Origin of the sequence: Rheinheimera riviphila (assembly GCF_004005945.1) — a bacterium.
Lineage (GTDB): Bacteria > Pseudomonadota > Gammaproteobacteria > Enterobacterales > Alteromonadaceae > Pararheinheimera > Pararheinheimera riviphila.
Genome location: NZ_SACS01000013.1, coordinates 36,085 through 57,929 on the forward strand (window position 1 = coordinate 36,085; position 21,845 = coordinate 57,929).

Sequence of the window (21,845 nt, forward strand, 5' to 3'; positions counted from 1 at the left end):
ACCTCACTTCAATAGTCGGTTTGTACACCAGTCTAACTTACCAACCTTGTTTGTTAGCAACTTTGTAACCTATAGCGCTTTTTTAGGCAACCCAGAAATAACCATCGCGGTTGCCAGAGCGGCCAAAATAATTAAGCCATGGTTCATTCCGGCAACAATACCATCAGTCGCACCCCCTCAGATTATCATGGCAGGCTTCTGTGAAAAAAATATTAATATTCAGTACTTTGATTTTCTGTTCCGCACTGTGGGCAGATCCATTTTACCAGCAAGAATGGCGACTGACCCCGACCCTCAGCTACGAAACGAATTCACTAGGCAATATCAGCAATGCTGGCTTGAAATGGGGTAACTATGCATATGACAAACAATATGTCGAATTGGTCACTAATTTAAGTTTTTTCCAACCAGAAAGTCATTTACACCCTGATACTTCATTTACCAACTTTGACGCTTCAGTGCGGTTTGGCGTGTTTCATTATGTCAATCTTTATGCCGAACTTGGCGTCGCCATTGATGAGCTATTTGTCGACGGCAGCAGGAACTATGGCTACTACGATGATTATTATGGGGACTATTACGAAGAACGTTATCAGGATCCATCCCGCCCGGACTGGTTTGTCGGCGTCGGCGCAGGCTGGCGACTTGATTGGCTCAGTGTGAATCTATATGCACGGTATCGTTATCTGGAAAGCCTGGAAGAACAATTTTTACAACACAACTTTGACCCTTATCAACCGATCCCAAATCGCTATCAGTGGTTTACCGGATTGGAGCTCAGTGTACATTTTTAACGCGGGGAAAATGACTGCAGCGGAAAACGCGCCGCGGCGACTCTGGAAAGCCAGCAATCACCCTGGGAGAATCCGCTCCGCGAAAGTGATTGCTGTACCGCCAAAAACTTTTTGCCAGTTGCCTGTCATGAAAACAGGTAACTGAATTAATCATAATGGATACAGCCGTTTTGCCAAGTCAAATTTGCAATTTTCGGTAATTTTTTTTGTAATTTGTTGAGCTGGTGTTGCCAGTAAGGCGCTGTGTGCTAATGCCGGCATCAGTTCTAATGAGTCTGCTAATGCTCAGCAGTCATCAGAGCAATTTGTCGCCGCTGCTATCCGCAGTTCCTACTTCATTGTTATGATGGGTTCTTTTGCGGTGGAGCGCACGATGGAGCTTTATTTTCACTGGTTTGATTTGCTCGGTATTGCGGTGTTTGCAATCTCCGGTACTTTAGCGGCCTGGCGTAAACAAATGGATGGCTTTGGGGTACTGGTACTGGCCACTGTGACCGCGATTGGCGGCGGGACCATCAGAGATCTGATCCTGGACGTACCGGTGATTTGGCTCAGCAACAACGATTATTTTTATGCCATCTTCGCAGCAACTGCGCTCACCATCCTGCTGGTGCGCAAACGACTGACCATTCCTAATAATGCGCTGCAAATTGCTGACGCCATTGGCTTGGCGTTTTTTGTGGTGATGGGCACGCAAAAGGCGCTGGATCATGGCACTTCAGGTTTTGTCGCCATTATGATGGGCACCATGAGCGGCGTCTGTGGCGGGATGATCCGTGATGTATTGTGCCGCGAGATCCCGCTGGTGTTTCGTGGCGAATTGTACGCCGTGACCTGTATTTTTGGCGGACTGGTGTATATCGGTTTGCTGGAGCTTGGCGTGGGCAAAATGCCGTCCATGTTGTGTGGCATGACGGCGCTGTTACTGTTGCGACTGGCGGCGATTCGTTGGCATCTGACAATCCCGGTGTTTGGCCGACACGGCAAAATTGATCCCTGACTTCCCCCGCTTCACCATGCATCTGCAAATAACATGGCTGAAAACAACAAACCCGGCAGGAAGCCGGGTTTGTTTCAGCTAAAAAGCAGGTTATTCAGGGGTGTCTTTGTGCAAAGTCACCGGCTGTGTTTTCTTGCGCATCTTGATGTTGATCATTTCGACCACCACCGAGAACGCCATTGCGAAGTAGATGTAGCCTTTTGGTACATGCACGTCAAAACCTTCAACAATTAACATCGCGCCAACCATGATCAGGAATGACAACGCCAGAATTTTAATCGAAGGATGAGCGTCAACAAAATCGCCAATCGATTTGGCGGCAAACATCATCACCAGCACAGCTGCAATAATCGCAATTGCCATAATTTCAATGTCATTGACCAGACCAACGGCAGTAATCACAGAATCCAGCGAGAACACGATATCGAGGATCATGATCTGAATCAGCACCATCATCAGGTTATTGGCAACCACTTTTGGACCTGATGCTTCTTGATGCGCACCTTCCAGACTGATGTGAATTTCCTGCGTCGATTTCGCCAGTAAAAATAAACCACCACCAATCAGGATCACGTCCCGACCCGAGATGTCATTCCCTAACACAGTGAACCAAGTGTCGGTTAACCCCATCACCCAGGAAATCGAGAACAACAACGCCAACCGGGCAAACATCGCCAGGCCTAAACCGACCCGACGGGCAAAAGCACGTTGCTTTTCCGGTAACCGGCCGACTAAAATTGATAAAAAGATAATATTATCAATACCTAATACAATTTCCAGCGCAGCAAGGGTGCCAAGGGCAATCCAGGCTTCCGGACTGGCGATCCACTCAAACATAGCCATTTTCCTTCGTTAGTTACTTTGTCTTTCGCTAGTCTACCAGCAGGCTTAAAAACCGCCAGCAGATAAAGGCACAGCACGGCTGATTGCACAGAACATCACCAACGCCCGACAATCGCTGAACGTGGCTGAATTCAGGTTCAATGGTGCTGGTCGCGGTACAACTGCAGCTGTTATGCTGAAAAAAACCACTCCAGGAAACCCGATCTGATGAAAAGCCTGACGCATGTCTTCACGAAAAGCCTCACCAAAAAAATATCGCTGCTGCTGACCCCGTTGGCGCTGAGCTGTCAGGTTGCATTCGCCGCTCCCGCCGACTTATCCAAAGCCATTGAGGCAGATTATCAACAACATTTGTCATCGCTGTTTCAGCATTTTCATCAACACCCGGAACTGTCCCATCTGGAATTTAATACCGCTAAACGACTAGCCGCTGAATTAAAAGCTGCTGGTTTTACTGTGACCACCGGCGTTGGTAAAACCGGTGTGGTGGCCATTCTGAAAAACGGTCCTGGCCCGTTGGTGATGATGCGTGCTGATATGGACGGTTTGCCGGTAGAGGAAAAATCCGGTTTAGCTTATGCGTCGAAAGTAAAAACCAAGGACTGGGACGGTAAAGAAGTCTCGGTGATGCATGCCTGTGGCCACGATGTGCATATCACCAGTCTGGTCGGTACGGCGCGGCAAATGGCGGCGCGCAAAAAAGCATGGTCTGGCACCCTGATGCTGATTGGTCAGCCAGCGGAAGAGCGGGTCGGCGGCGCCCAAAGTATGATGGACGATGGGTTATATCAGCGTTTTGGCAAACCGGATTACGCGCTGGCCTTTCACGTGTCCAGTGAAATTGAAGCCGGCAAAATAGTCGCGGTTGAAGGTTCACCTTATTCTGGTGTCGATAGCGTGGATATTATTATTCATGGTGTTGGCGCGCACGGTGCCAGCCCGCACCGGGGCAAAGATCCAATCGTGCTCGGCGCACAAATAGTGTTGGCGCTGCAAACCATTATCAGCCGCGAACTGGCGCCAAAAGAGCCTGGCGTGATTACCGTCGGTTCTTTTCATGCCGGTTCTAAGCACAACATTATTCCGGATCAGGCGGTTCTGCAGCTGACGGTGCGCAATGATAATCTGGAAACGCGTGACTATTTAATTCAAGCCATTGAACGGGTGGCGAAAAACCTTGGTCGTGCCGCGGGTTTACCTGAAGATAAATTACCGGAAGTGAAAGTCGACCCACAAACCACGCCACCGACGGTCAACGATATTCCATTAACACAAAGACTAAAAGCCAGCTGGCGCAAAACCATGGGTGAACAGATTTTTGATGAGAATTATCGTCGTTTAGGCATGGGCGCCGAAGACTTTCCGTTTTTAACCATTAACCCATACATTCCAAGCACTTACTTTGCAGTCGGCGGCACACCAGCAGCCGCTTTTGCCGCAGAGAAAAACGGCGGTCCTGCGGTGCCTAGCCATCATAGCCCGCTGTTTAAAGTAGAACCAGAACCGGCCATTCGCACTGGGGTTGAAGCCACGGTGCATGCTTTGTTTGAACTGATGCCGGTGAAATAACACCTTTAAAAGGATGAAAATAGTGAAGGGACAACACATAATGCTGACCCTTCATTTCATTCTCAAATCATTAATAACCTGAATATCAATATTTTGGGCTGACTTCAAACACCGTCAGGCTACCGCTGACTTCGCTGGCCATCAACAACAGAGCTTTGCCGGTGGCACTTTGCGCTGCCGGTACAAACACCAAACTTTCTGGTCCTAAATCACCGGCTTGCAGGTAGCTGCCGCTCAGGGTAGGTGGTGATTTTTCGTCGTCGATGGCAAAAGTCACGTCAAAATTGCGGTTGTGGAAATAATCGACAAACTTCACCTGATACGGGTTGGTGACGTCATAAACAAAAACTGCACTTAACCGCTCAGTGCCGACAAAAGCGTAAGTTTTATCCCCGACTTGACCCACAGCGACCGCTTCCGGCTCTGGACCTTTATCGTCAGAACGGTTGTCGCCGCCATTGGCTAAATGGTTGCTGTTAAAGCCGGCTTCACCTTGCAACGCCGCACTGATTTTCTCGAAATCAGCAGCACTGTCATACACCTGGGCGCCGTTTTGATCCCAGATACTAAAAGAGCGGCTACCAAAAGCGTACAACGCGTCATACTCGCCGTTGGCATTTTTGCCCAATGCTTTAGTGACTTTTAGCCTTGCTAAACCGTTGCTGCTATAAACACCGGCTTGTTTGGCCACCAACTCTGCCGAACGTGGCATGGCGCTGACGCGGGCTTCTTCGCTATAGGCCGACCAGTCACGAGAATCACCTTCGTTGGCGGAAACGATAAAAGTCGCGCCTTTCCATTGATAATTGGTGATCGTATCTGGCTGATACACACCAAACAGGCCAGGAACGGTCTGCAGATTAATGCCGTCACGATCACCGGTATCGAGGGCGTTTTCCGGCAAACTGTAATCTTTAAAGCCTAAACCAACAATTTTGTCGATTTTAGCTGTAGCAATATCGACCACCGCCAGCGCGTTGTTGTCCTGCAACGAGACATAAGCTTTTTTGCCGTCAGCAGTAACGGTAATATATTCAGGCTCGATATCCTGTGCCAAAGTTGTGCCTTCTGGCGCCGCTATCTTCAAACCTTTTTTCAAAAGCACGGCTTTTTGACTTTCAAAAGCGCCAAATCCCAACAAGACCGCCTGATCTGGCCATTGATTGTTGGTACGTTTGACCAGGCCAATGCTCCCTTCCGGATCAACACTGTAATTGCTTTCCGGCTCGCCTTCGTTGGCGATAATTAAGGTTTGACCATCCGGGCTGAAGGTCAGCATGTCTGGCAACGAACCGACTTTAATCGCTTTGTTAAAAACCGGGGTGGCGGCAGTTAAATCATAAATCAGCACCGCACCGGCGGCAGATTTCACTTTATTTTCAACGGCAATCGCCAGCCAGTTGCCAGAAATGGCAATCGAGTTGGCAAAACCTAAAGTGAGGGTTTCATCGACCGCGGCGGCATTTTTGACCACCGCAGTCGCAGGTATTGCCAACGGGGTGCTGGTCAGGTTATTGGCCGTCAGCGCATCACTGAGTGCAGTGCTGGTTAGGGTAGCTGCATTGAGAATTTCAATGCGGTTGGCCGCGCCGTTGATCAGGAAAATACGCTTTGAAGCACTGTGATATTGGGTAATTTCGGCAGCAGCCTGGCCGTAAGTGCCCGTCGTAAAACGGCCAATCGGCTGAGTGTTGACTCCGGTCTGAGCATTTTGACCAGCAGCACCGGTTGGGCCTGTTGCACCCGGCGTACCGGCAGCACCGTTGGCACCCGCCGGGCCCGTAGCACCGTCGTCTCCTTCCAGGCTACAACCGGCTAAACTGACCATGATGGCCATTGCGAGTAAGCTGATGCCAGATTTTTTGATGTTCATTGCTGCTAAGTTCCTGTTTAGTCTGAAAATTAAGCAGTAACTTACGACAAGGATCTGACAGTGGCGTGACGATTGAATGACATTTGCATGGCGAAAACGTGGCAAATTTAAGGCAGTAGCTTAGCTTCATTGACATTGGCTGGCTGACGGGCAACCGGTGCCGGTCTTTGTTCTTGCAGCATATATTTTCTTTTCAGGGCCGTAACTTGTTCTGCATTATCCAGTAAAAACTGATCAAACTGCGCCAGCAATTGAGGATGTTTGACCGTCGACAGTAAAAATGGCAATTGGGTAAAGGGCAATTGTTCGGCAATCACCAGTTGATCCTGCGCAGCAATGGAACGCAAATAATGTTGCGCCACGTTATATTCAATATTGGCTCCATCCAGCCGACCTTTGAGCACCAAACCCAATGCTGAAGCCACATCAGGCACGTCCACCATCCGGTACTTATATTGATTTTTCAGGGTCAGCCATTTGGTCGGCACAAAACCATGGATCACCGCCAGACTGCGAAACTGCTCCAGCGAAATATGCTGCTGTTCAGGTTTTACCAGTGTGCTGCCAAGGGTAAAAATTACCGGCTCACTGAACACTTTGTCGATACCAGGCTCATAATATTGTTGCCACTGCGGATTATCCGGGTAAATCAGGTCAATTTCGGAAGTCGAGGATTGATACAGGCGCTTCACCGGCAGCGGCATGAAAGTAAACTGATGGCCGGTCTTTTCAGAGAATAACTGAATTAAATCAACGAAGTAACCACGCTGCTGCCGTTGACTGAAATCATAATGAGGGTAAAAGTCGATCTGCTCGATACCAATGACATAGTTTTCCGCCCGCAACGGGCTATTGAAAAACATCACAACAAAGAGCGCCAGCCACCGCATCATAGGTGTCACTCCAAAAACTGCTCTGCAAAGTCAAGGATTACTAATATAAATACCCTAATCATTGGAGGTGCAGAGGCCACGGTGGAACCGCGGACCGTGAATGAATCTGGAGCGCCAGTCCGACCCAGGAGCATAGTTGTCCTATGTGACTGGGGTGAATGAGCGCGGCCAACAACCCTGCAACTTCAAGGATGACGGGTATATTAGAAATAATAGTCTATACCAAGCTGAACGTAATCATCACGACGAAACCACCAAATCGGCTGATCCATGCGGTAGGTATGGAAAAACCAAGCGTCGAGCCGCAACCGGATATTATTGTTGTAGCGGGTAGACGCTTCTAACATACCACTACGGCTGCCACGGTCATCCAGATCCTGAGCAAAACCAAACAATAATTCAGTGCCGGCTTCATCGTTCCAGGCCAGTCGGGCACCGAGAAACAGGTCGCGCTGACCTGGTCCGGTTGCCGCCATGCCGCGGCTGTCATACTGATATTCCATCAGCCAGCCAAGGTCATAATTGCTGTCCATCACCCCAACCATACTGTATTCAAAGCCGGCAGTCGCAGCATAAAAATGGCCAAGTTGGCTCTGCGTATATTGGTTTTGAGCATTTAGGTTTTGATGATAGTCGCGATAAATACTTTCGAGTTTCCAAATCCAGCTATCAACAATCCACTGCCCTTCTAAACCGACTTGTTTCATCTGCGGATAATAAGGGCTGAAAAAACCGCTGTTACCTAAGGTTACCAAGCCGGGTTCACGCGAAGTACCCTGAAAATACGACCAGGCTAAATCCAGCTGATCAAGCTGTTTGGCGTAGCGTAATGCCCAATCCAGATGGCGTTGTTCACGACCGGACTGATACAAAGCTTCATCCGGCAACAACGGCAGTGGTAAACGTAAGCGGCCATCAGGTCCGGCTAAGGTGCGTTCGCGAAAATACGGCAGCAAAAATGTCTGAAGGGTGCCCCAGTCGCCGAAAAGATTGTATTGCAGCATCGGCTGACCCAGTTTGGTCTCGCCATCAATATTGTCGACTAAATCGGTTTGGTTAATCACATCCACCAAATGCTGCGATTCGGTGACGCCCCAAAATACCTGATCCACCCCAACTTTCAGCTCCCAACCGCTGCCGACCCGCAGCCAAAACGCCTGGCGCAGATCGATCAAATTACGCTCCGGATCACGTTGATCAACCCGGAAATAGGGGCTGAAAGTAAAACTATCGGTTTCATCCGCCGACTGCCAATACCACTCCTGCAGTAGTGAAGCGCTGATACTCGCTTGGGCTTGTTGCTGCAGGCCTTTTTTGGCGTACCAGCGGCTATCAAGACCAAAAGTGCTGTCACTTTGCAGGCGATCGGTCCAGTGTTCTGGTGGTGATGCCGTCGAAGACGCAGTGGCTGTCGCAGTCGCCGCCATCGGCACGCGCACCGTCGCTGGCTCTGCCGGAACTGCATTTTGTGCTGGAGTTGTTGCGGTAACAACCAGCGGTTTTGTCACCACAGCTTGTTGGATCAAGCGCATCGTTGCCTGCGCCGAATAACCCATTTTTGGTTTGCCAGCAGCTTTACGGCCAATACGTTGTTGTTTTTGCAAATCGCGCCAGCGCTGCTCGTCGGCTTCGACTTTTTGTCTGGCACTCTCGACGTCAATGGCGGCAATTTCCTCAGCAGTAGGGATGGTTAACACGGCGCCAGCTTGCACGTGGTGCACGTTATCACCAATAAAGGCACGGGGGTTTTTCTGCTGTAGCGCAATAATCACCTGGTACATGCTGTAAGGTGCATCACCACGGGCGGCTTTGGCCAGACTCCACAAAGTATCCTGCTGCGTGACCGGACCCAACTCGGCGGCGGCCAAAGGCAACACCAGCGATGCCAGCAGCAATGCCTTAATTTTTTTAAGTTGCTTGTTTTGTTGCATCTTTTGCTGCATTTGGACCTTTACCACTCACTTGCTACCGGAACCAACGCCGAGGCTGTAAAAAACTTCGCCCCTGTAGCTTCAACGAGTCAGAGGATAAGCATGGCTCAAAAATCTGATTGAGCAATTTTTGAGCCATTCCGAACGAGCGCCAGACGCCGGTTATTTGGCGCGCATTAAAGCATTGGTATCAAAATCTGCTTCGGTACGACCTTTGCCAAACTGGATCTCATGTACCAGTAAGTCGGTACTTTTACCTGTTTGGTGATTGACCATACTCAGCTTCAATGGCCGCCAGAATTTATTCAGATACAGCTGATAATCCAGCATCTGTAGCGTTTTTAACAGCGCATTTTTTTTATCGTAGTATTCTACTTTCAATACCTTATAGTCTTTTTGGTCGATCCAGGCAATGGTTTTGCTATAACCGGTAAACTCATCCGTTGGCGTTTGCTCGACCACAAAAACCGGTAAATCCTGCATTGTTTCATCACGCAGATAATTAAATTTAAACTTCTCCAGTTCAAATGAACTTAAGTCTTCATACGCAAATTCACTCCCCATAAAAGGACCTGATTTGTTGCGTGAAGCAATACGCTTGACCCGTTTGACCGCCGGTAAATACAACCATTGATCATCCGGTTTTCCGACATGCGAATGGTTTAAAAAGGCCGTGCCACGCACATCTTTGGGTTCATCAAAAATGGTCAGGCCTTTGTCACCTTCGTCTTTGATTTCCAGGCTTAAAGTACGAATTTCTCTTTTACTTTCGGCACCTTGTGCATTTCGCAGCACCATCGTCGTTTTACTTTCACTGTCGGCCCAGCCTTCATCCCGTTGTTTGCGCTCCTGCGCTATGGTTAGGCCTTTGCCGCCATCATCAGCCAATAACGGCAAACTGGTGAAACCAAGGCTGCAACATAACAAAGCAGTCCCCATCATCTTGCGGTTAAACATGGTGTTTTTCTCCTGAAGTAGTTGATGCGGCAGCGGTTTTTTTACTACGGTCAAACTGCAGCAAAAATGCCGGTAAAAATAACAAATCAATAATCAGCGCGACCACAATAATCATCCCGGTCAGCAAGCCCATATCCGAATTCAGTCGGAAATTCGATAAAATTAACACCGAGAACCCAAACACCAGCACCACAGTGGTGATAAGCAGCGCATGGCCAACACTGTGAAACGCATAACGAATCGCTTGTTCAGTGTCCCGCCCTTCATCGCGGGCAATTTTGTATTTGGCTAAAAAGTGCACCGTATCGTCAACAATAATGCCGAGACTCATCGACGCCACCACGGACAAGCCAAGGTTAATTTCGCCCGACCACAGTTTCCATAACCCAAAACCAATCACCGCCGGCACCAGATTTGGGATCAAACTAATCAGTCCCAGCCGCCAGGACTTCAGGCTCAGCACCAATAACGCTGAAATAATAAACATCGCTAAAGGTAAACTCTGGATCATGCTGGTCATATTACGCTCGCCAATATGGGCAAACATCAACGCGGTACTGGAGGCTTCCATCGCATATTGCGGATAATGTTCCGCCATCCAACTGCGGGCTTTTTGCTCCAGCGCCAGCATTTGGGTGCTACCCAGATTTTTCAGCGCCACCGATACTTTGGTCGCCTGCTTATCCAAATCGAGTTGATTGTTTAAATCCAGACCAAACGGCAATGACATTTCAAACATTAATAAATATTGCGCCGCTTCGTCTTGTTGCTCCGGCAAGCGATAAAACGCCGGATCATCGCCATTCATATTTTTATTCAGGCGCTTAAACACATCGCTGATGGTACTGACATGGGTGACTTCCGGCAGCGTTTGCAAATACAACGCAAATTCGGCGATCGCTTTAATAAACACCGGATCATTGACGCCGGATGGCTGGCCGCTGTCGATAGCAAAATCAATCAGCGACACGCCACCCAGCTTTTGCTCCAGCACATCGACCGACTGCCGGTATTCAGTGGCTGGCGCAAAATATTTCACCGCTTCGTCGTTGACTTTGTTCTGCAGCATCAACCAGCCGCTGGCCAACGTAATCACCGCAGTCAGCGGTAATATGGCTTTGTGGTGGCGGATCACCCAATCCGCCAGCCGGTCCATTTGCGTGGCTTTGTCGGTTGGCTCGGCATAACCGTGACTGATTGGAAACACCATCAATAACGCCGGTAACAACAACATTGTAAACATCCAGGCCAGCATCACACCGACGGCGGTCATGTTGCCCAGGTCGCGCAGAATAGGTACTTCCGAGAAATTCAGGGTTAAAAAGCCAACGGCGGTGGTGACACTGGTGATCAACACCGGCATGGTATTAATTCGTACCGCTTTTTTGATTGCTTCTGGCTTGGTTAACCCTTCCCGCAACAAAAACTGTGTTGAAGCAATCAGATGCACACTGTCTGCCACCGCCAGCGTCATCACAATGGTCGGCACATTCACCGTGGCTGTGCTTAAGAACAAACCGGCCCAGCCCGCCAATCCTAAAGTGGCAATGATGGTCAACACGATAATAATCACCACCGCGGTGGCGGCGAGTGCCGAGCGCAGCATATAACCGAGCATCAGCACTATCACCACAAACATCAGCGGTACCAGGCTTTCAACGTCATTTTTTGCTTCAGTGCTAAAAGCATTGTTCAGCGCGATGACACCGCCATGATAAAAGGTTAAATCAGGATGCGCCGCCGCCAGCCGATCAGTCAGGGCCCGCACACTGTTATAAACGTCCGACACTTCCTGGTTCTGATCTTTTTCCGGCAGTTGCACTGTGATATTGATAGCGGTCATGCTGCCGTCATGGGACACCAATCGCCCCACCAACGCCGGTTCGGCCAGCGCAATGGCTTTGATATTGGCCGCTTTGGCTGCATCCAGCTGGCTTAACTCCAATAACAAATCCTCTACCTGCAAGTCGTCATCGACTGCGGCGGTATGTTGGAAATTGGTAATGGAATCAACCCGTAACGAATGCGGAGTTTGCCAGGCGGCGTCGGTGAGTTCTTTCACCACCGCCAGCACTTTGGGATCAAACACATCGCCGGACGCCGGGGTTATGGCCACCAGCATATTGTCGCTTTTATTAAAACGGGCCTGCATTTTGTCAAAGGTCTGCATTTGTGGGTTTTCCGGCGAGAAGAAAATCCGGAAATCCCCACGGAAATACAGATTTTTGGCGCCAAATGCCATCGCAAACGCCAGAGCCAACACCCAGGCCAAAGTCCAGTACGGATGACGTAGCGCGCCAGTCAACCAGAATTCTTTCATTCCATCTCCTTGTTGTATTCCATCAATTTGTTTGACCGTCGGCAGCTGGCAACTCAGCCGCTAAAAACGCCATCACACGTTGCCAACTGGTTTGGTAGTCCCATTCGGTAGAAAGTGGTTTCCAGTTTAGTCCATCCAACAACAGGTTGATGCCGAGCAGCATCGTGCTCTGTGGTTCCAGCTGAGTAAACAAGCCAAGCTGTTGTGTTGGTTTTAATAAAGCATTGCTGCCAAATGCTTGCGCCCATTGCACAAAAGCCAGCGCATCAACGCTCTGCTGAGGCGGTAACTGTAACGAACCGTCCGCTATCGCTTGGGACATAAGGTGCTGGCAGATAGCCACCAGTTGCAACTCCAATTGCCGGCGCAACGCCAGCCGCGCCGGTGAGCTTTTTTCAATCACGCCCGGTGTATTCGCGGTCAGCAAACACAAAAATAACGTGGGTTCGGTCATGGAAAACTGATGATAAGCCAGATGTAGCGCCAGCACCTGCTCGCGGCTATGACCCGGGATCTGTAGCGCCCGCGCAAACAGCTGCAGTTGTCGCTGCAAACTGTCGACGCTAAGCGCAGTGAACAAATCTTCTTTGCTGCAAAAGTGGTTATAAATGGTGCCTTTGGAGACTGACGATAAAGCAGTCAGCCTGTCCATAGTCAAACCGGCAAAGCCGTCCTGTTGCAAAATCTGTTGCGCCAGAGTCAATAATTCCTGCTCCCGTTGCTGCTTGGCCAGCAGACGCTTGGGCGTGACTTCAGATGCAGGTTTGGCTGGCATCAGCGCGGCACCAAAATGTATTGACGATTCGTCATTCTAGATCACAAACCGCAGAACTCAAGGTTAAATTTTTAAGATGCTGCCGAGGATCACCGGACTGCGGATAGCAGTGCGGACAACAGTACGGGCAACAGGGCAGATAGCAAAAAGCCAGTCCGGTGGTTGACTGGCTTTTGCATGCTGTACCGGGCGTTTAATAGCGCCAGTACATTGGGGTAAACAGCAGCAAAATGGTCAGAATTTCCAGCCGCCCTAAGATCATGCCAAAACTGATCAACCATTTGGCGCCATCGGGCAAACTGCTGAAATTACCGTCCGGCCCAATCACCGGACCAAGACCAGGACCAACATTACTGATAGCGGTGGCCGCGCCGGTTAAAGCAGTGACAAAATCGAGGTCAAACATCGACAAGCCCAACGCCAGTGCTGCGATGGAAGCAAAATAGACAAAACAAAACGCCAGCACCGAACCCAGCAGTTGGTCGTTCACCGGTTTGGTGCCATATTTTTGCACCCAAACGGCATTCGGATGCACCAACAATTTGAATTGTTTGATCAGTAACAAACCGGCCAGCTGGGTGCGGAAAATTTTCAAACCACCGGAAGTCGAACCCGAGCAAGCGCCGGAAAAGGTGATGTAGAAGAACAAAATCACCGCCAGCCCACCCCAGGCCGAATAATTCTCTGAGGCAAAACCACAGGTGGTGATCACCGACACCACGTTAAACACGCTGTGAGTCAACGCATCCATCCAGGGTCTGGCATTGTGTTCATGCTGATACCAGGTCAGTAGCAAGGCACAAAACAGCACAATGGCTAAAAACGCCCGGACTTGTGGATCGCGAAATAAAATCCACTTATGACCCCGTAACGTTCCCACCAATAACACCAGCGGCAAGGCCGACAGCAGCATAAAAACACTGGAAATCCACAGCAAATGCGGCCGGTCGTTGAAATGGCCAAATGAGGCATCGTAATTGGCAAAACCGCCGGTAGAGACTGTCGCCATGCCGTGGGTAATGGCATCAAAACCGGACATGCCACCGAGGAAATACAACAACATACAACTGACGCTTAAAATCAGGTACACCACGCCGATGTACATCGACAGGCTGGAGCTTCTGGGCAGTATTTTTTCCGAAATATCGGAGTTTTCAGTTTTAAATAACTTCATCCCGCCGATTTTTAACGCCGGTAAAATGGCAATCGCCATCACGATAATACCGACCCCGCCAATCCACTGCAAAATGGCGCGCCAGAACAACAGACCTCTGGGCATGGTATCAAGGCCAGTCAGCACAGTGGCGCCGGTGGTCGTGATGGCCGACACCGTTTCAAAAACCGCGTCCACATAAGTTAAATCGGGTAATACCAGCACAAAAGGCAAGGTTGAAAACAGGCAAATAGCCAGCCAGCAACAAGCGGTCAACAAGAATAAATGACGTTTAATCAGCGAGAATTCGTGACGGCCTTTGTACACCAGAAAATAACCAACACTGACCGTGATCAGAGCCGAAATCAGGTAACTCCAGAAGCTTTTTTCGTTGTAATACACAGCGACTGCAGTGGTGATCAGCATAGCGCCCGATAGCATCACCAGCAGATAACCGATGACCCGATAAAATAAAAATCGACTTGTTGATGAGCGCACTGCTTCTCTCTCAAATCAACTGCCGTTTTAAGTACAGGCAGCGTCAGGAATGACGGGTACTATACCCTTCATCCTTGAAAATGCAGGGTATAAAAACTTTTTTGCAGTGTAGCGAGTTATCTGTCATTTAGAAAGCTAGCTGCCTCCAAGCCGGTCAAAACACGCCTTTAATTTGCAATTAATTTACAACTTGCTACACCTTACAGACGCAAATTCAGGATCAAGGATGTTCCGTATGGCACTTGCCATTGTTTATAGTCGAGCGCGGATCGGGCTTCATGCGCCGCAGGTGACGGTCGAAGTGCATTTAAGTGCCGGTTTACCGGGCTTCCAGCTGGTGGGATTGCCGGAAACTTCGGTACGCGAATCGAGGGACAGAGTACGCAGTGCTTTGATTAACTGTGGTTTTGAATTTCCGGATCGCAAAATCACCGTCAATCTGGCGCCAGCCGATTTACCCAAAGAAGGCGGGCGATTTGATTTGCCGATCGCGCTTGGCATTATTGTCGCCAGCGGTCAACTGCCAGCGACGGCGTTGGTTGGCTATGAATTTTATGGTGAGCTGGCACTATCCGGCGAGATCCGGCCAATAGTTGGCGAAATTCCGCTGGCGATGGCCTGTCTGGCGAGTGGCCGCCAGGCGGTATTGCCACTGCACAATGCCAGTCAAGCACAACAGGTGCCGGATGTGCAGTTGCATGGTGCCAGTCATTTATTGCAGGTACATAGCTTTTTGCTCGGCCAACAGGCACTACCAACCATCCCACCGTTACCGCCATTACCGGCTGCAAGTTGCAACAGCATCCACTGTTTTTCCGACGTCAAAGGCCAGCAACATGCCAAAAGAGCGCTGGAAATTGCAGCCTCCGGACAACACAACATCCTGATGTTCGGCCCGCCCGGTACTGGCAAATCGATGTTAGCGCAGCGTTTTCCCGGCTTATTGCCGTTATTGTCGCCGGACGAAGCCCTGCAAAGTGCAGCAGTATATTCGATTGCCGCACTACCGGCACAACGCCACTGGCGGTTACCGCCCTTTCGCCAGCCGCACCATACCAGTTCGGCCATCGCACTGGTCGGCGGTGGCTCGGTGCCAAGGCCTGGCGAGATTTCGCTGGCGCACCAGGGCATTTTATTTTTGGACGAATTACCGGAATACGATCGCAAAGTATTGGACGTCCTGCGCGAACCTTTGGAAACCGGTACCGTGCATATTTCCCGCGCTGGGCGCCAAGCGCAATTTCCGGCGCAGTTTCAACTAATTGCTGCGCTCAATCCAAGTCCAACCGGCCATCATCAGGACGGCCGCGCCAGCCGCGAACAGGTTTTGCGTTATTTAAACCGCATCTCCGGACCGTTATTGGATCGGATTGAAATGCAAATTGAAGTGCCGTTATTACCCAAAGGCATGCTGACGCAGACACAAGCTGATGAAAGTTCCGCGGACATCGCCAAAAGAGTGGCCGCCAGCCGGGTTTGTCAGCTGGAACGGCAGGGCAAAGCCAACGCCCGCTTGCAGCCGTCAGAACTCGCCAGTTATTGCGCATTGAGTGAGGCCGATAGCGATTTTCTGGAGCAATGTCTGGTGCAGCTCAAACTGTCGGCGCGCAGTTATCACAAGCTATTAAAAGTCGCGCGCACCATCGCCGATCTGCAACAACAAGTGGATATTTCGCGCAACCACTTGCTGGAGGCGTTAAGCTACCGGGCTTTTGATCGTTTGTTGCAGCATTTGCAGCAATAACCTAGATCAGGACTTGTGTATACCCGAAATCATTGACGATGAGGCGCGGCGACAAGTGAACGAGACTGGAACGCCAGTCCGACCCGGAGCATAGTTGTCCTATGTGACGGGCCGGGCTGGCGCTCCAGCGAGCGAACGAAGGCAACAAAGCCTCAGCTTCAAGGATGACGGGTATAACCATCACGGAAATTCATCCGCTGGTCATGGATGCTCAGTCGATTTGAAACATTGGCTCTATACTAAAACGGAATTTAAAAAGGTGTTGGTTTGATGGCAAATGTGCAACTGCAACAACTGTTACGCTTTAACCTGGGCTACTGGCTAAGCTTGGCGCTGCTTGATTTCGGGCTGATGCTGCTGTGGTGGTTGTTGATGCCGGAATACAAGTTTGAGTTGCCTTATATGGCGTCAAAATTGGCGATGGTGATCCTGGAAATTGCCGTTTCGACCTGGTTTATCCGTTGGTCGTTTGCCCGCCAGCTACCGCCGGTCAAGGTATGCGCCGCTGCGGCTTTGATCTTATGCGTCTACACCCCGCTAAATAATTTATCCTGGATGCTGGTCAAAGATCCTGAGTATTTCCGCCCTGAAATGCTGCTGAGCGAACTCGACACCACCAGCCTGCCGTTTTTTATTTGGGTGCTCTGTTATCTGACGTTTTGGCGTTATCAGCAGCAACAAAGCAAATTGCAGGAATCCACCCGCTTAAGTCAGAATATTCAACAACTTGAGCTGCAAGCATTGCAGCACCAACTCAATCCGCATTTTACCTTTAACGCCCTGAATTCGGTCTGCGCTTTGCTGGAAGCCGAGCGTTACGATGATGCTGAGACCATGTCGGAACAGCTTTCTACATTTTTACGCTATTCGCTGAGTAAATCGCCGGACAGCTTAGTGCGCCTTGCCGACGAGCTGTCTGCGATTGAAGCTTATCTGACTTTGCAAAAAACCCGTTTTGGCGACAAGTTAAAAGTCATCTGGCAAATTGATGAAAGTTTAAAAGCCCAGCAAATTCCGGCGTTATTGCTGCAACCTTTGATTGAAAATGCGGTGAAGTATGCCGTCGCTACCCGCCAGCAAGGTGCCACTATTACCATTCATGGCAGCCATCAGCAGGAGCAGCTGTTGCTGGAAGTCACCGACGATGGACCGGGTTCAACGCTGATTTCCGACCACAGCTGTAGTTCAGGCGTTGGCCTTGCCAATATCCGCAACCGCTTAAAACAACATTTTGGCGATCGCGCAAGTCTCGCGGTGTTGGCGTTGCCGACCGGTTTTCAGGTGAATATCTGTTTGCCCTGGCAAGGGAGTCGCGGATGAGTATTCTGGTCTGGTCACAATCAGCGCAGCATCGGTTCTGGTACTGGCATTTAGTGTATTGGTTTGGTTATCTGCTGCTGAAATATACCAATCTGGCGGTGTTGTTGCCGCTGCAAAACGAGCAGTCCTGGCCTTATTTGGGCACCTATACCTTATTAACGCTGATTAACCTGGTGATCACCGGCTATTTAGGCCAGCGTGATTTGACCAGCACCATGGCGTTGCCGCAGCAAATGCGCCGCTTGTTGTACTGGATAGTACCGCTCTGTCTGGTACTGCTACTGCTGCGACAAACGCTGATCACGACCTACTCGACCAATAGCAGCGCCTGGAAATCGTCGTTTGCGGAACAAATGGTTTCAACGCTGCCGTTGGTGTTATTGCCGTTACTTGGCTGGCTGGCCATGTATTTGTTGATTAAAGCCAATCAGGGTTATCAACAGGAATTTATGGCGCAGCAGGCGTTGCTGAATCAAGCCAGAGCCGCGCGGTTAAAAGTGCTGCGGTATCAGTTGAATCCGCATTTTATGTTTAATACCTTAAATGCCTTAAATTCGTTAATTATCAGCCGCCAGGGTTTGTTGGCCGAACAGCTTATTCAAAATCTGTCGACTTTTTTGCGCCATTCGCTGAAAAACAAAGATGAAACTTTGATCCCATTGCCGCAGGAACTGGATGCACTGGCGGCTTACCTGGCTATTCAGCAGGTGCGGTTTGGCGAACGGCTGCAGCTCAACTGGCACATTGCCGCTTTACCGAAATTACAAATTCCCCCCTTGTTGTTGCAGCCGCTGGCAGAGAACGCCGTGTTGTTCACAGTCGCGGAAATTTCCGGGCCGGTGCAACTGGATATCCGTATCTACACCACCGGACTGCAGTTGCTGATTGAGATTAAACGTGACATTGGTAACTCAGATCCGGCAGCCGCTGAACCAACAACCGCATCAGCTGCGGCAAATCCTGACACCACCGCGTGGCCAGCCAGCCTACAGCAACTGGCCGAACGGCTGGAGCTGATGTTTGGCGCTCATGCCAGTTTGCAATTACACCTGTCCGGCGCCTCGTTTGCAGGCCAGTTATCTTTACCTTTGGAGTCTGCTTATGTCCGCAATTAATCTGGTGATCGCCGATGATGAACCGTTAGCAATCAGTAACTTAAAGGCGAAACTGGCCACGTATCCGCATTTGAATATTGTCGCCTGTTTTGACAATGGCGACGACACCTTAAGTTATTTACAACAACATCCGGTTGATTTGGTGTTTCTGGACATTCAGATGCCGGGCATTAAAGGCATCGATATTCTGAAGCAGCTGAACAAAGCCTCGGCACTGTCACCGCCCTTGCTGATTTTAGTAACGGCTTATGAGCAATATGCGTTTTCGGCGTTTGAGCATTTCGCTTTTGATTATTTGCTGAAACCGGTATCGCGGCAGCGGCTGGCGCAGTGTTTGCTGGATGCCCGCACCACGTTGGATAAACAACCGGAACTGCCGGAAACCGTCAGCCACAAACTGTCGTTTCGCACCGGCGCTTCAACGTTATTGCTGGACGATATTGAAATTCTGCAGATTGAAGCGGCGGGCAACTATATGTGTATTCAAACGCTGACCGAAAGCCTGGTGATCCGCGAAACCATTAAAGAGTTACTGCAGCGGTTACCGGCGCATTTTGTGCAAATTCACCGCTCGACGCTGGTCAATCTGCACCATGTGCATAAAGTGCAGCCGCATAACAACGACTACCAGTTCCGCTTATCCGATGGCAAGTGGGTGAATGCTTCGCGCCGTTATAAACAAAACTGGCAGCAATTGCTGGCTGAGATTTAATCAGCCTGCGGTGCAGCGGCTGTGGTTGGCGCATTTGTCGGCGCAGCTGTCGGCGCAGAAACCGGCAACGCCCGCTGCAACTGGCGTAAATCATAACCAGACGGCTGCTGATACACCCGCAAATCAAACTCGGCGATCACCGCAAAGATATGGTCAAAAATATCGGCCTGCACCGCTTCATAATGTAACCAGGCGGTGTCGCTGCAAAAGGCATAAATCTCCAGCGGAATACCGGTCGGCCCCGGCGCCAGTTGCCGCACCATTTGCGTCATCTGCGAGTGAATGTCCGGATGTTGATTTAAAAACGCCGTCAGATAAGCGCGCAAAGTGCCGAGATTGGTTAAACGGCGGCCATTCAGCGCACAACTTAAATCCAGACTTTGATTAAAAATCTCAATTTCCGGCAGTTTTTGATCAAAGTAAGACTTTAATAACAATGACTTTTCCAGCTGCGCTATATCCGTTTGTTGTAAAAACCGCACACTGCTGGCGTCGATAAAAATCGACCTTTTCAGCCGCCGGCCGCCCGATTCACTCATGCCACGCCAGTTTTTAAACGAATCGGAAATCAGCGCATAAGCCGGAATGCTGGTGATGGTATTGTCCCAGTTCCGCACTTTCACCGTGGTCAGATTCATTTCGATCACCGCGCCATCGGCACCGTATTTTGGCATTTCCAGCCAGTCGCCGAGCATCAGCATTTTGTTGGCTGACAACTGAATACCGGCGACAAAACCTAAAATTGGATCTTTAAATACCAACAACAAAATGGCGGTCATGGCGCCAAGACCACTTAATAACAACAACGGCGACTTACCAGAAATCATCGACAACGCCAAAATCACCGCCAGCACCGAAGCCGCCAGTTTTAAACTCTGAAACAAACCGCGCACCGGTGCTTGTTTGCCAAAGCCATTGTTTTGCATCACCGCTTCGATGGTATCGAGCAGCGAAAAGCCGCTGAGCAAACCGTACAACAACACCCACAGCTGCGACAACAAGGTGATGAGCATGAGCGTTTCACTGCCACTGTCCAGCCAGATACTGGCCTGCACTTCTAAAATCATCCCTTGCGCGGTGAGCGCCATGCGGCTTAATAATTTATTGCGTGCCAGCGCCTGGCGCCAGCTGGTATCCACCACATCAGTTTTATGCCGTAGCCAACGTAAAATGCCGTGATGGAGCATCAGATGCAGTACCAGGGCGGTGAAGATGATCAACGTCATCACCATCAGGTAATAGGCTAGTGTTGGTTCCAGCCAGGTTTGCAGCTTGGCCCAGGCCATAAATTGCGTTTTCATCACGAGCGGCAGTTCCTCTTTGCACCAAAATTATCAACGTAATGGAACATCATCATTTTGTTCCTTTTTTTATCACACTTGCCAGACCAGTGCTTGCTTGCTAAGGTAAACTCATTTCGATCCACTGGTTACCTTGATGACTCTCTTGCGTGGTCTGGTGCTACTTATCTTTGGCCTGTCTGGCCACACTGCTGCCGCAGAACCTGTTGTGCATTGGTTGCTGTCGGATTTAGCACCGTTTCGGATCTTAACCGGACCAGCCCAGGGTCAGGGATCTTCTGATCTGATGGAAAAAATGTTGATGGCTCAGCTGCCACAATATCAGCATCGTTCCCGTTTTGTTAGTTTTGAGCGGCGTGAAGTACTGCACGGCGACCCTTCGGCTTTATATTGCAGTTTTGGCATTCTGAATAATGCCAAACGGCAGCGACAAATGTTGATGTCGGTACCGGCGGGTGTGGTGATGCCGGTGGCGCTGGCCACAGTCGCCGACAGCAAGCTGGATCAGGAACTGCAGAAGCAGCAGGTGTCGGTGGTCGAATTATCACAGCTGGTGAGCCGGCAACGGTATCTGGGGTTGCTGGAATCGGGTCGTAGTTATCCGCAACTGATTGACCAGGCCCGCGCTATTCCTGGTAGTTTGCTCGGCGATCACAGCGCCATCGACCAAAACCCGGTCGATTTGCTGCTCGGCGGCCGGGTGGATTACCTGTTGGAGTATCCACATCGGGTAAACTTCCTGCTGAACTCGTCGAAACAACCGACCGCAAAACTGCATTTTTATTTACTGGCGGGCGATGACAGCTACCAGACCACCTATGTGGCCTGCAGTAAACATCCGGCGGCACCAAAGCTGATCAACGATATTAATCAGCAACTGGTGAAACTGTGGGCGAACGCTGAATATCAGCAAAAAATGCTGAGCTGGCACGATGACAAAAGCAAGCTGGCGCTACAGCAGTTGATGCAACAAGTGCAATCACAGCTGGTGAACCAACAAACCAGGCCCAGCAGCACTGCACCAAAAACCGCCCATTTGTAAGCCAG

General features: G+C 50.1%; 17 protein-coding genes. 8 read left to right on the forward strand and 9 right to left on the reverse strand.

Annotation, left to right across the window (positions count from 1 at the left end; translation table 11 throughout):
- Positions 1-200: 200 nt before the first annotated feature.
- Together EOE67_RS12590 and EOE67_RS12595 are read left to right on the forward strand one after the other, a co-directional pair.
- The gene (locus EOE67_RS12590; protein WP_127699436.1) at positions 201-794 is read left to right on the forward strand and encodes a hypothetical protein; all 594 of its coding nucleotides are present in this window, start codon (positions 201-203) and stop codon (positions 792-794) included.
- 373 nt (positions 795-1,167) lie between these two features.
- A complete protein-coding gene (locus tag EOE67_RS12595) occupies positions 1,168-1,794 on the forward strand; it encodes a trimeric intracellular cation channel family protein (RefSeq protein WP_127699437.1) in 627 nt (208 codons plus the stop codon).
- Between the two features lie 90 nt (positions 1,795-1,884).
- Here EOE67_RS12595 and EOE67_RS12600 read toward each other — a convergent pair whose 3' ends face one another.
- Positions 1,885-2,631: a TerC family protein gene (locus tag EOE67_RS12600; protein WP_127699438.1), complete on the reverse strand. Its 747-nt coding sequence runs from the start codon at positions 2,629-2,631 to the stop codon at positions 1,885-1,887.
- Positions 2,632-2,844: 213 nt separating this feature from the next.
- On the opposite strand from EOE67_RS12600, the gene EOE67_RS12605 reads away from it, so the two are divergent.
- Positions 2,845-4,206, forward strand: coding sequence for an amidohydrolase (locus EOE67_RS12605; protein ID WP_127699439.1), 1,362 nt, complete (start codon positions 2,845-2,847; stop codon positions 4,204-4,206).
- Between the two features lie 85 nt (positions 4,207-4,291).
- On the opposite strand, the gene EOE67_RS12610 is transcribed toward EOE67_RS12605, so the two are convergent.
- The 7 genes from EOE67_RS12610 to EOE67_RS12640 all read right to left on the reverse strand — a co-directional run bounded on the left by EOE67_RS12610 (position 4,292) and on the right by EOE67_RS12640 (position 14,606).
- The gene (locus EOE67_RS12610) at positions 4,292-6,079 is read right to left on the reverse strand and encodes a choice-of-anchor I family protein (protein ID WP_127699440.1); all 1,788 of its coding nucleotides are present in this window, start codon (positions 6,077-6,079) and stop codon (positions 4,292-4,294) included.
- 107 nt (positions 6,080-6,186) lie between these two features.
- Positions 6,187-6,972 carry a substrate-binding periplasmic protein gene (locus EOE67_RS12615; RefSeq protein WP_127699441.1) on the reverse strand — a complete coding sequence of 262 codons (786 nt, stop codon included), beginning with the start codon at positions 6,970-6,972 and terminating at the stop codon, positions 6,187-6,189.
- A 203-nt stretch (positions 6,973-7,175) separates the two neighbouring features.
- Positions 7,176-8,903, reverse strand: coding sequence for a FimV/HubP family polar landmark protein (locus EOE67_RS12620; RefSeq protein ID WP_164852321.1), 1,728 nt, complete (start codon positions 8,901-8,903; stop codon positions 7,176-7,178).
- Positions 8,904-9,065: 162 nt separating this feature from the next.
- On the reverse strand, positions 9,066-9,860 hold the full coding sequence (locus EOE67_RS12625; RefSeq protein ID WP_164852322.1) for an outer membrane lipoprotein-sorting protein: 795 nt from the start codon (positions 9,858-9,860) through the stop codon (positions 9,066-9,068).
- Entirely contained in the window at positions 9,853-12,180 is a 2,328-nt protein-coding gene (locus EOE67_RS12630; protein ID WP_127699443.1) for an efflux RND transporter permease subunit, read from the reverse strand. Before EOE67_RS12630 ends, EOE67_RS12625 begins: the two co-directional genes overlap by 8 nt.
- Positions 12,181-12,202: 22 nt before the next feature.
- Positions 12,203-12,955, reverse strand: coding sequence for a TetR/AcrR family transcriptional regulator (locus tag EOE67_RS12635; RefSeq protein WP_127699444.1), 753 nt, complete (start codon positions 12,953-12,955; stop codon positions 12,203-12,205).
- 193 nt (positions 12,956-13,148) lie between these two features.
- The gene (locus EOE67_RS12640) at positions 13,149-14,606 is read right to left on the reverse strand and encodes a TrkH family potassium uptake protein (RefSeq protein ID WP_240652805.1); all 1,458 of its coding nucleotides are present in this window, start codon (positions 14,604-14,606) and stop codon (positions 13,149-13,151) included.
- 235 nt (positions 14,607-14,841) lie between these two features.
- Here EOE67_RS12640 and EOE67_RS12645 point away from each other — a divergent pair, with 235 nt between their 5' ends.
- The 4 genes from EOE67_RS12645 (at position 14,842) to EOE67_RS12660 (ending at position 19,497) form a co-directional block, all read left to right on the forward strand.
- On the forward strand, positions 14,842-16,350 hold the full coding sequence (locus tag EOE67_RS12645; protein WP_127699445.1) for a YifB family Mg chelatase-like AAA ATPase: 1,509 nt from the start codon (positions 14,842-14,844) through the stop codon (positions 16,348-16,350).
- Positions 16,351-16,620: 270 nt separating this feature from the next.
- Positions 16,621-17,670 (forward strand): sensor histidine kinase, encoded by a 1,050-nt coding sequence (locus EOE67_RS12650; RefSeq protein ID WP_127699446.1) that lies wholly within the window; start codon positions 16,621-16,623, stop codon positions 17,668-17,670.
- The gene (locus EOE67_RS12655; protein ID WP_127699447.1) at positions 17,667-18,785 is read left to right on the forward strand and encodes a sensor histidine kinase; all 1,119 of its coding nucleotides are present in this window, start codon (positions 17,667-17,669) and stop codon (positions 18,783-18,785) included. The genes EOE67_RS12650 and EOE67_RS12655 overlap by 4 nt, the downstream gene beginning before the upstream one ends.
- Positions 18,772-19,497, forward strand: a complete 726-nt coding sequence (locus EOE67_RS12660) for a LytR/AlgR family response regulator transcription factor (RefSeq protein WP_127699448.1) — start codon at positions 18,772-18,774, stop codon at positions 19,495-19,497. Before EOE67_RS12655 ends, EOE67_RS12660 begins: the two co-directional genes overlap by 14 nt.
- On the opposite strand, the gene EOE67_RS12665 is transcribed toward EOE67_RS12660, so the two are convergent.
- Positions 19,494-20,798, reverse strand: a complete 1,305-nt coding sequence (locus EOE67_RS12665) for a mechanosensitive ion channel family protein (RefSeq protein WP_127699449.1) — start codon at positions 20,796-20,798, stop codon at positions 19,494-19,496. The two genes, EOE67_RS12660 and EOE67_RS12665, sit on opposite strands and share 4 nt — an antisense overlap.
- Before the next feature lie 136 nt (positions 20,799-20,934).
- Here EOE67_RS12665 and EOE67_RS12670 point away from each other — a divergent pair, with 136 nt between their 5' ends.
- Complete coding sequence (locus tag EOE67_RS12670) at positions 20,935-21,840, forward strand: hypothetical protein (protein ID WP_127699450.1); 906 nt, start codon at positions 20,935-20,937, stop codon at positions 21,838-21,840.
- Positions 21,841-21,845 lie beyond the last annotated feature (5 nt).

Coding starts and splice junctions, on each gene's coding strand:
- EOE67_RS12595 (WP_127699437.1), top strand. CDS start 1,168: ATGGAGCTTTATTTTCACTGGTTTGATTTGCTCGGTATTGCGGTGTTT.
- EOE67_RS12600 (WP_127699438.1), bottom strand. CDS start 2,631: ATGTTTGAGTGGATCGCCAGTCCGGAAGCCTGGATTGCCCTTGGCACC.
- EOE67_RS12605 (WP_127699439.1), top strand. CDS start 2,845: ATGAAAAGCCTGACGCATGTCTTCACGAAAAGCCTCACCAAAAAAATA.
- EOE67_RS12610 (WP_127699440.1), bottom strand. CDS start 6,079: ATGAACATCAAAAAATCTGGCATCAGCTTACTCGCAATGGCCATCATG.
- EOE67_RS12615 (WP_127699441.1), bottom strand. CDS start 6,972: ATGATGCGGTGGCTGGCGCTCTTTGTTGTGATGTTTTTCAATAGCCCG.
- EOE67_RS12620 (WP_164852321.1), bottom strand. CDS start 8,903: ATGCAACAAAACAAGCAACTTAAAAAAATTAAGGCATTGCTGCTGGCA.
- EOE67_RS12625 (WP_164852322.1), bottom strand. CDS start 9,860: ATGTTTAACCGCAAGATGATGGGGACTGCTTTGTTATGTTGCAGCCTT.
- EOE67_RS12630 (WP_127699443.1), bottom strand. CDS start 12,180: ATGAAAGAATTCTGGTTGACTGGCGCGCTACGTCATCCGTACTGGACT.
- EOE67_RS12635 (WP_127699444.1), bottom strand. CDS start 12,955: ATGCCAGCCAAACCTGCATCTGAAGTCACGCCCAAGCGTCTGCTGGCC.
- EOE67_RS12645 (WP_127699445.1), top strand. CDS start 14,842: ATGGCACTTGCCATTGTTTATAGTCGAGCGCGGATCGGGCTTCATGCG.
- EOE67_RS12650 (WP_127699446.1), top strand. CDS start 16,621: ATGGCAAATGTGCAACTGCAACAACTGTTACGCTTTAACCTGGGCTAC.
- EOE67_RS12655 (WP_127699447.1), top strand. CDS start 17,667: ATGAGTATTCTGGTCTGGTCACAATCAGCGCAGCATCGGTTCTGGTAC.
- EOE67_RS12660 (WP_127699448.1), top strand. CDS start 18,772: ATGTCCGCAATTAATCTGGTGATCGCCGATGATGAACCGTTAGCAATC.
- EOE67_RS12665 (WP_127699449.1), bottom strand. CDS start 20,798: ATGAAAACGCAATTTATGGCCTGGGCCAAGCTGCAAACCTGGCTGGAA.
- EOE67_RS12670 (WP_127699450.1), top strand. CDS start 20,935: ATGACTCTCTTGCGTGGTCTGGTGCTACTTATCTTTGGCCTGTCTGGC.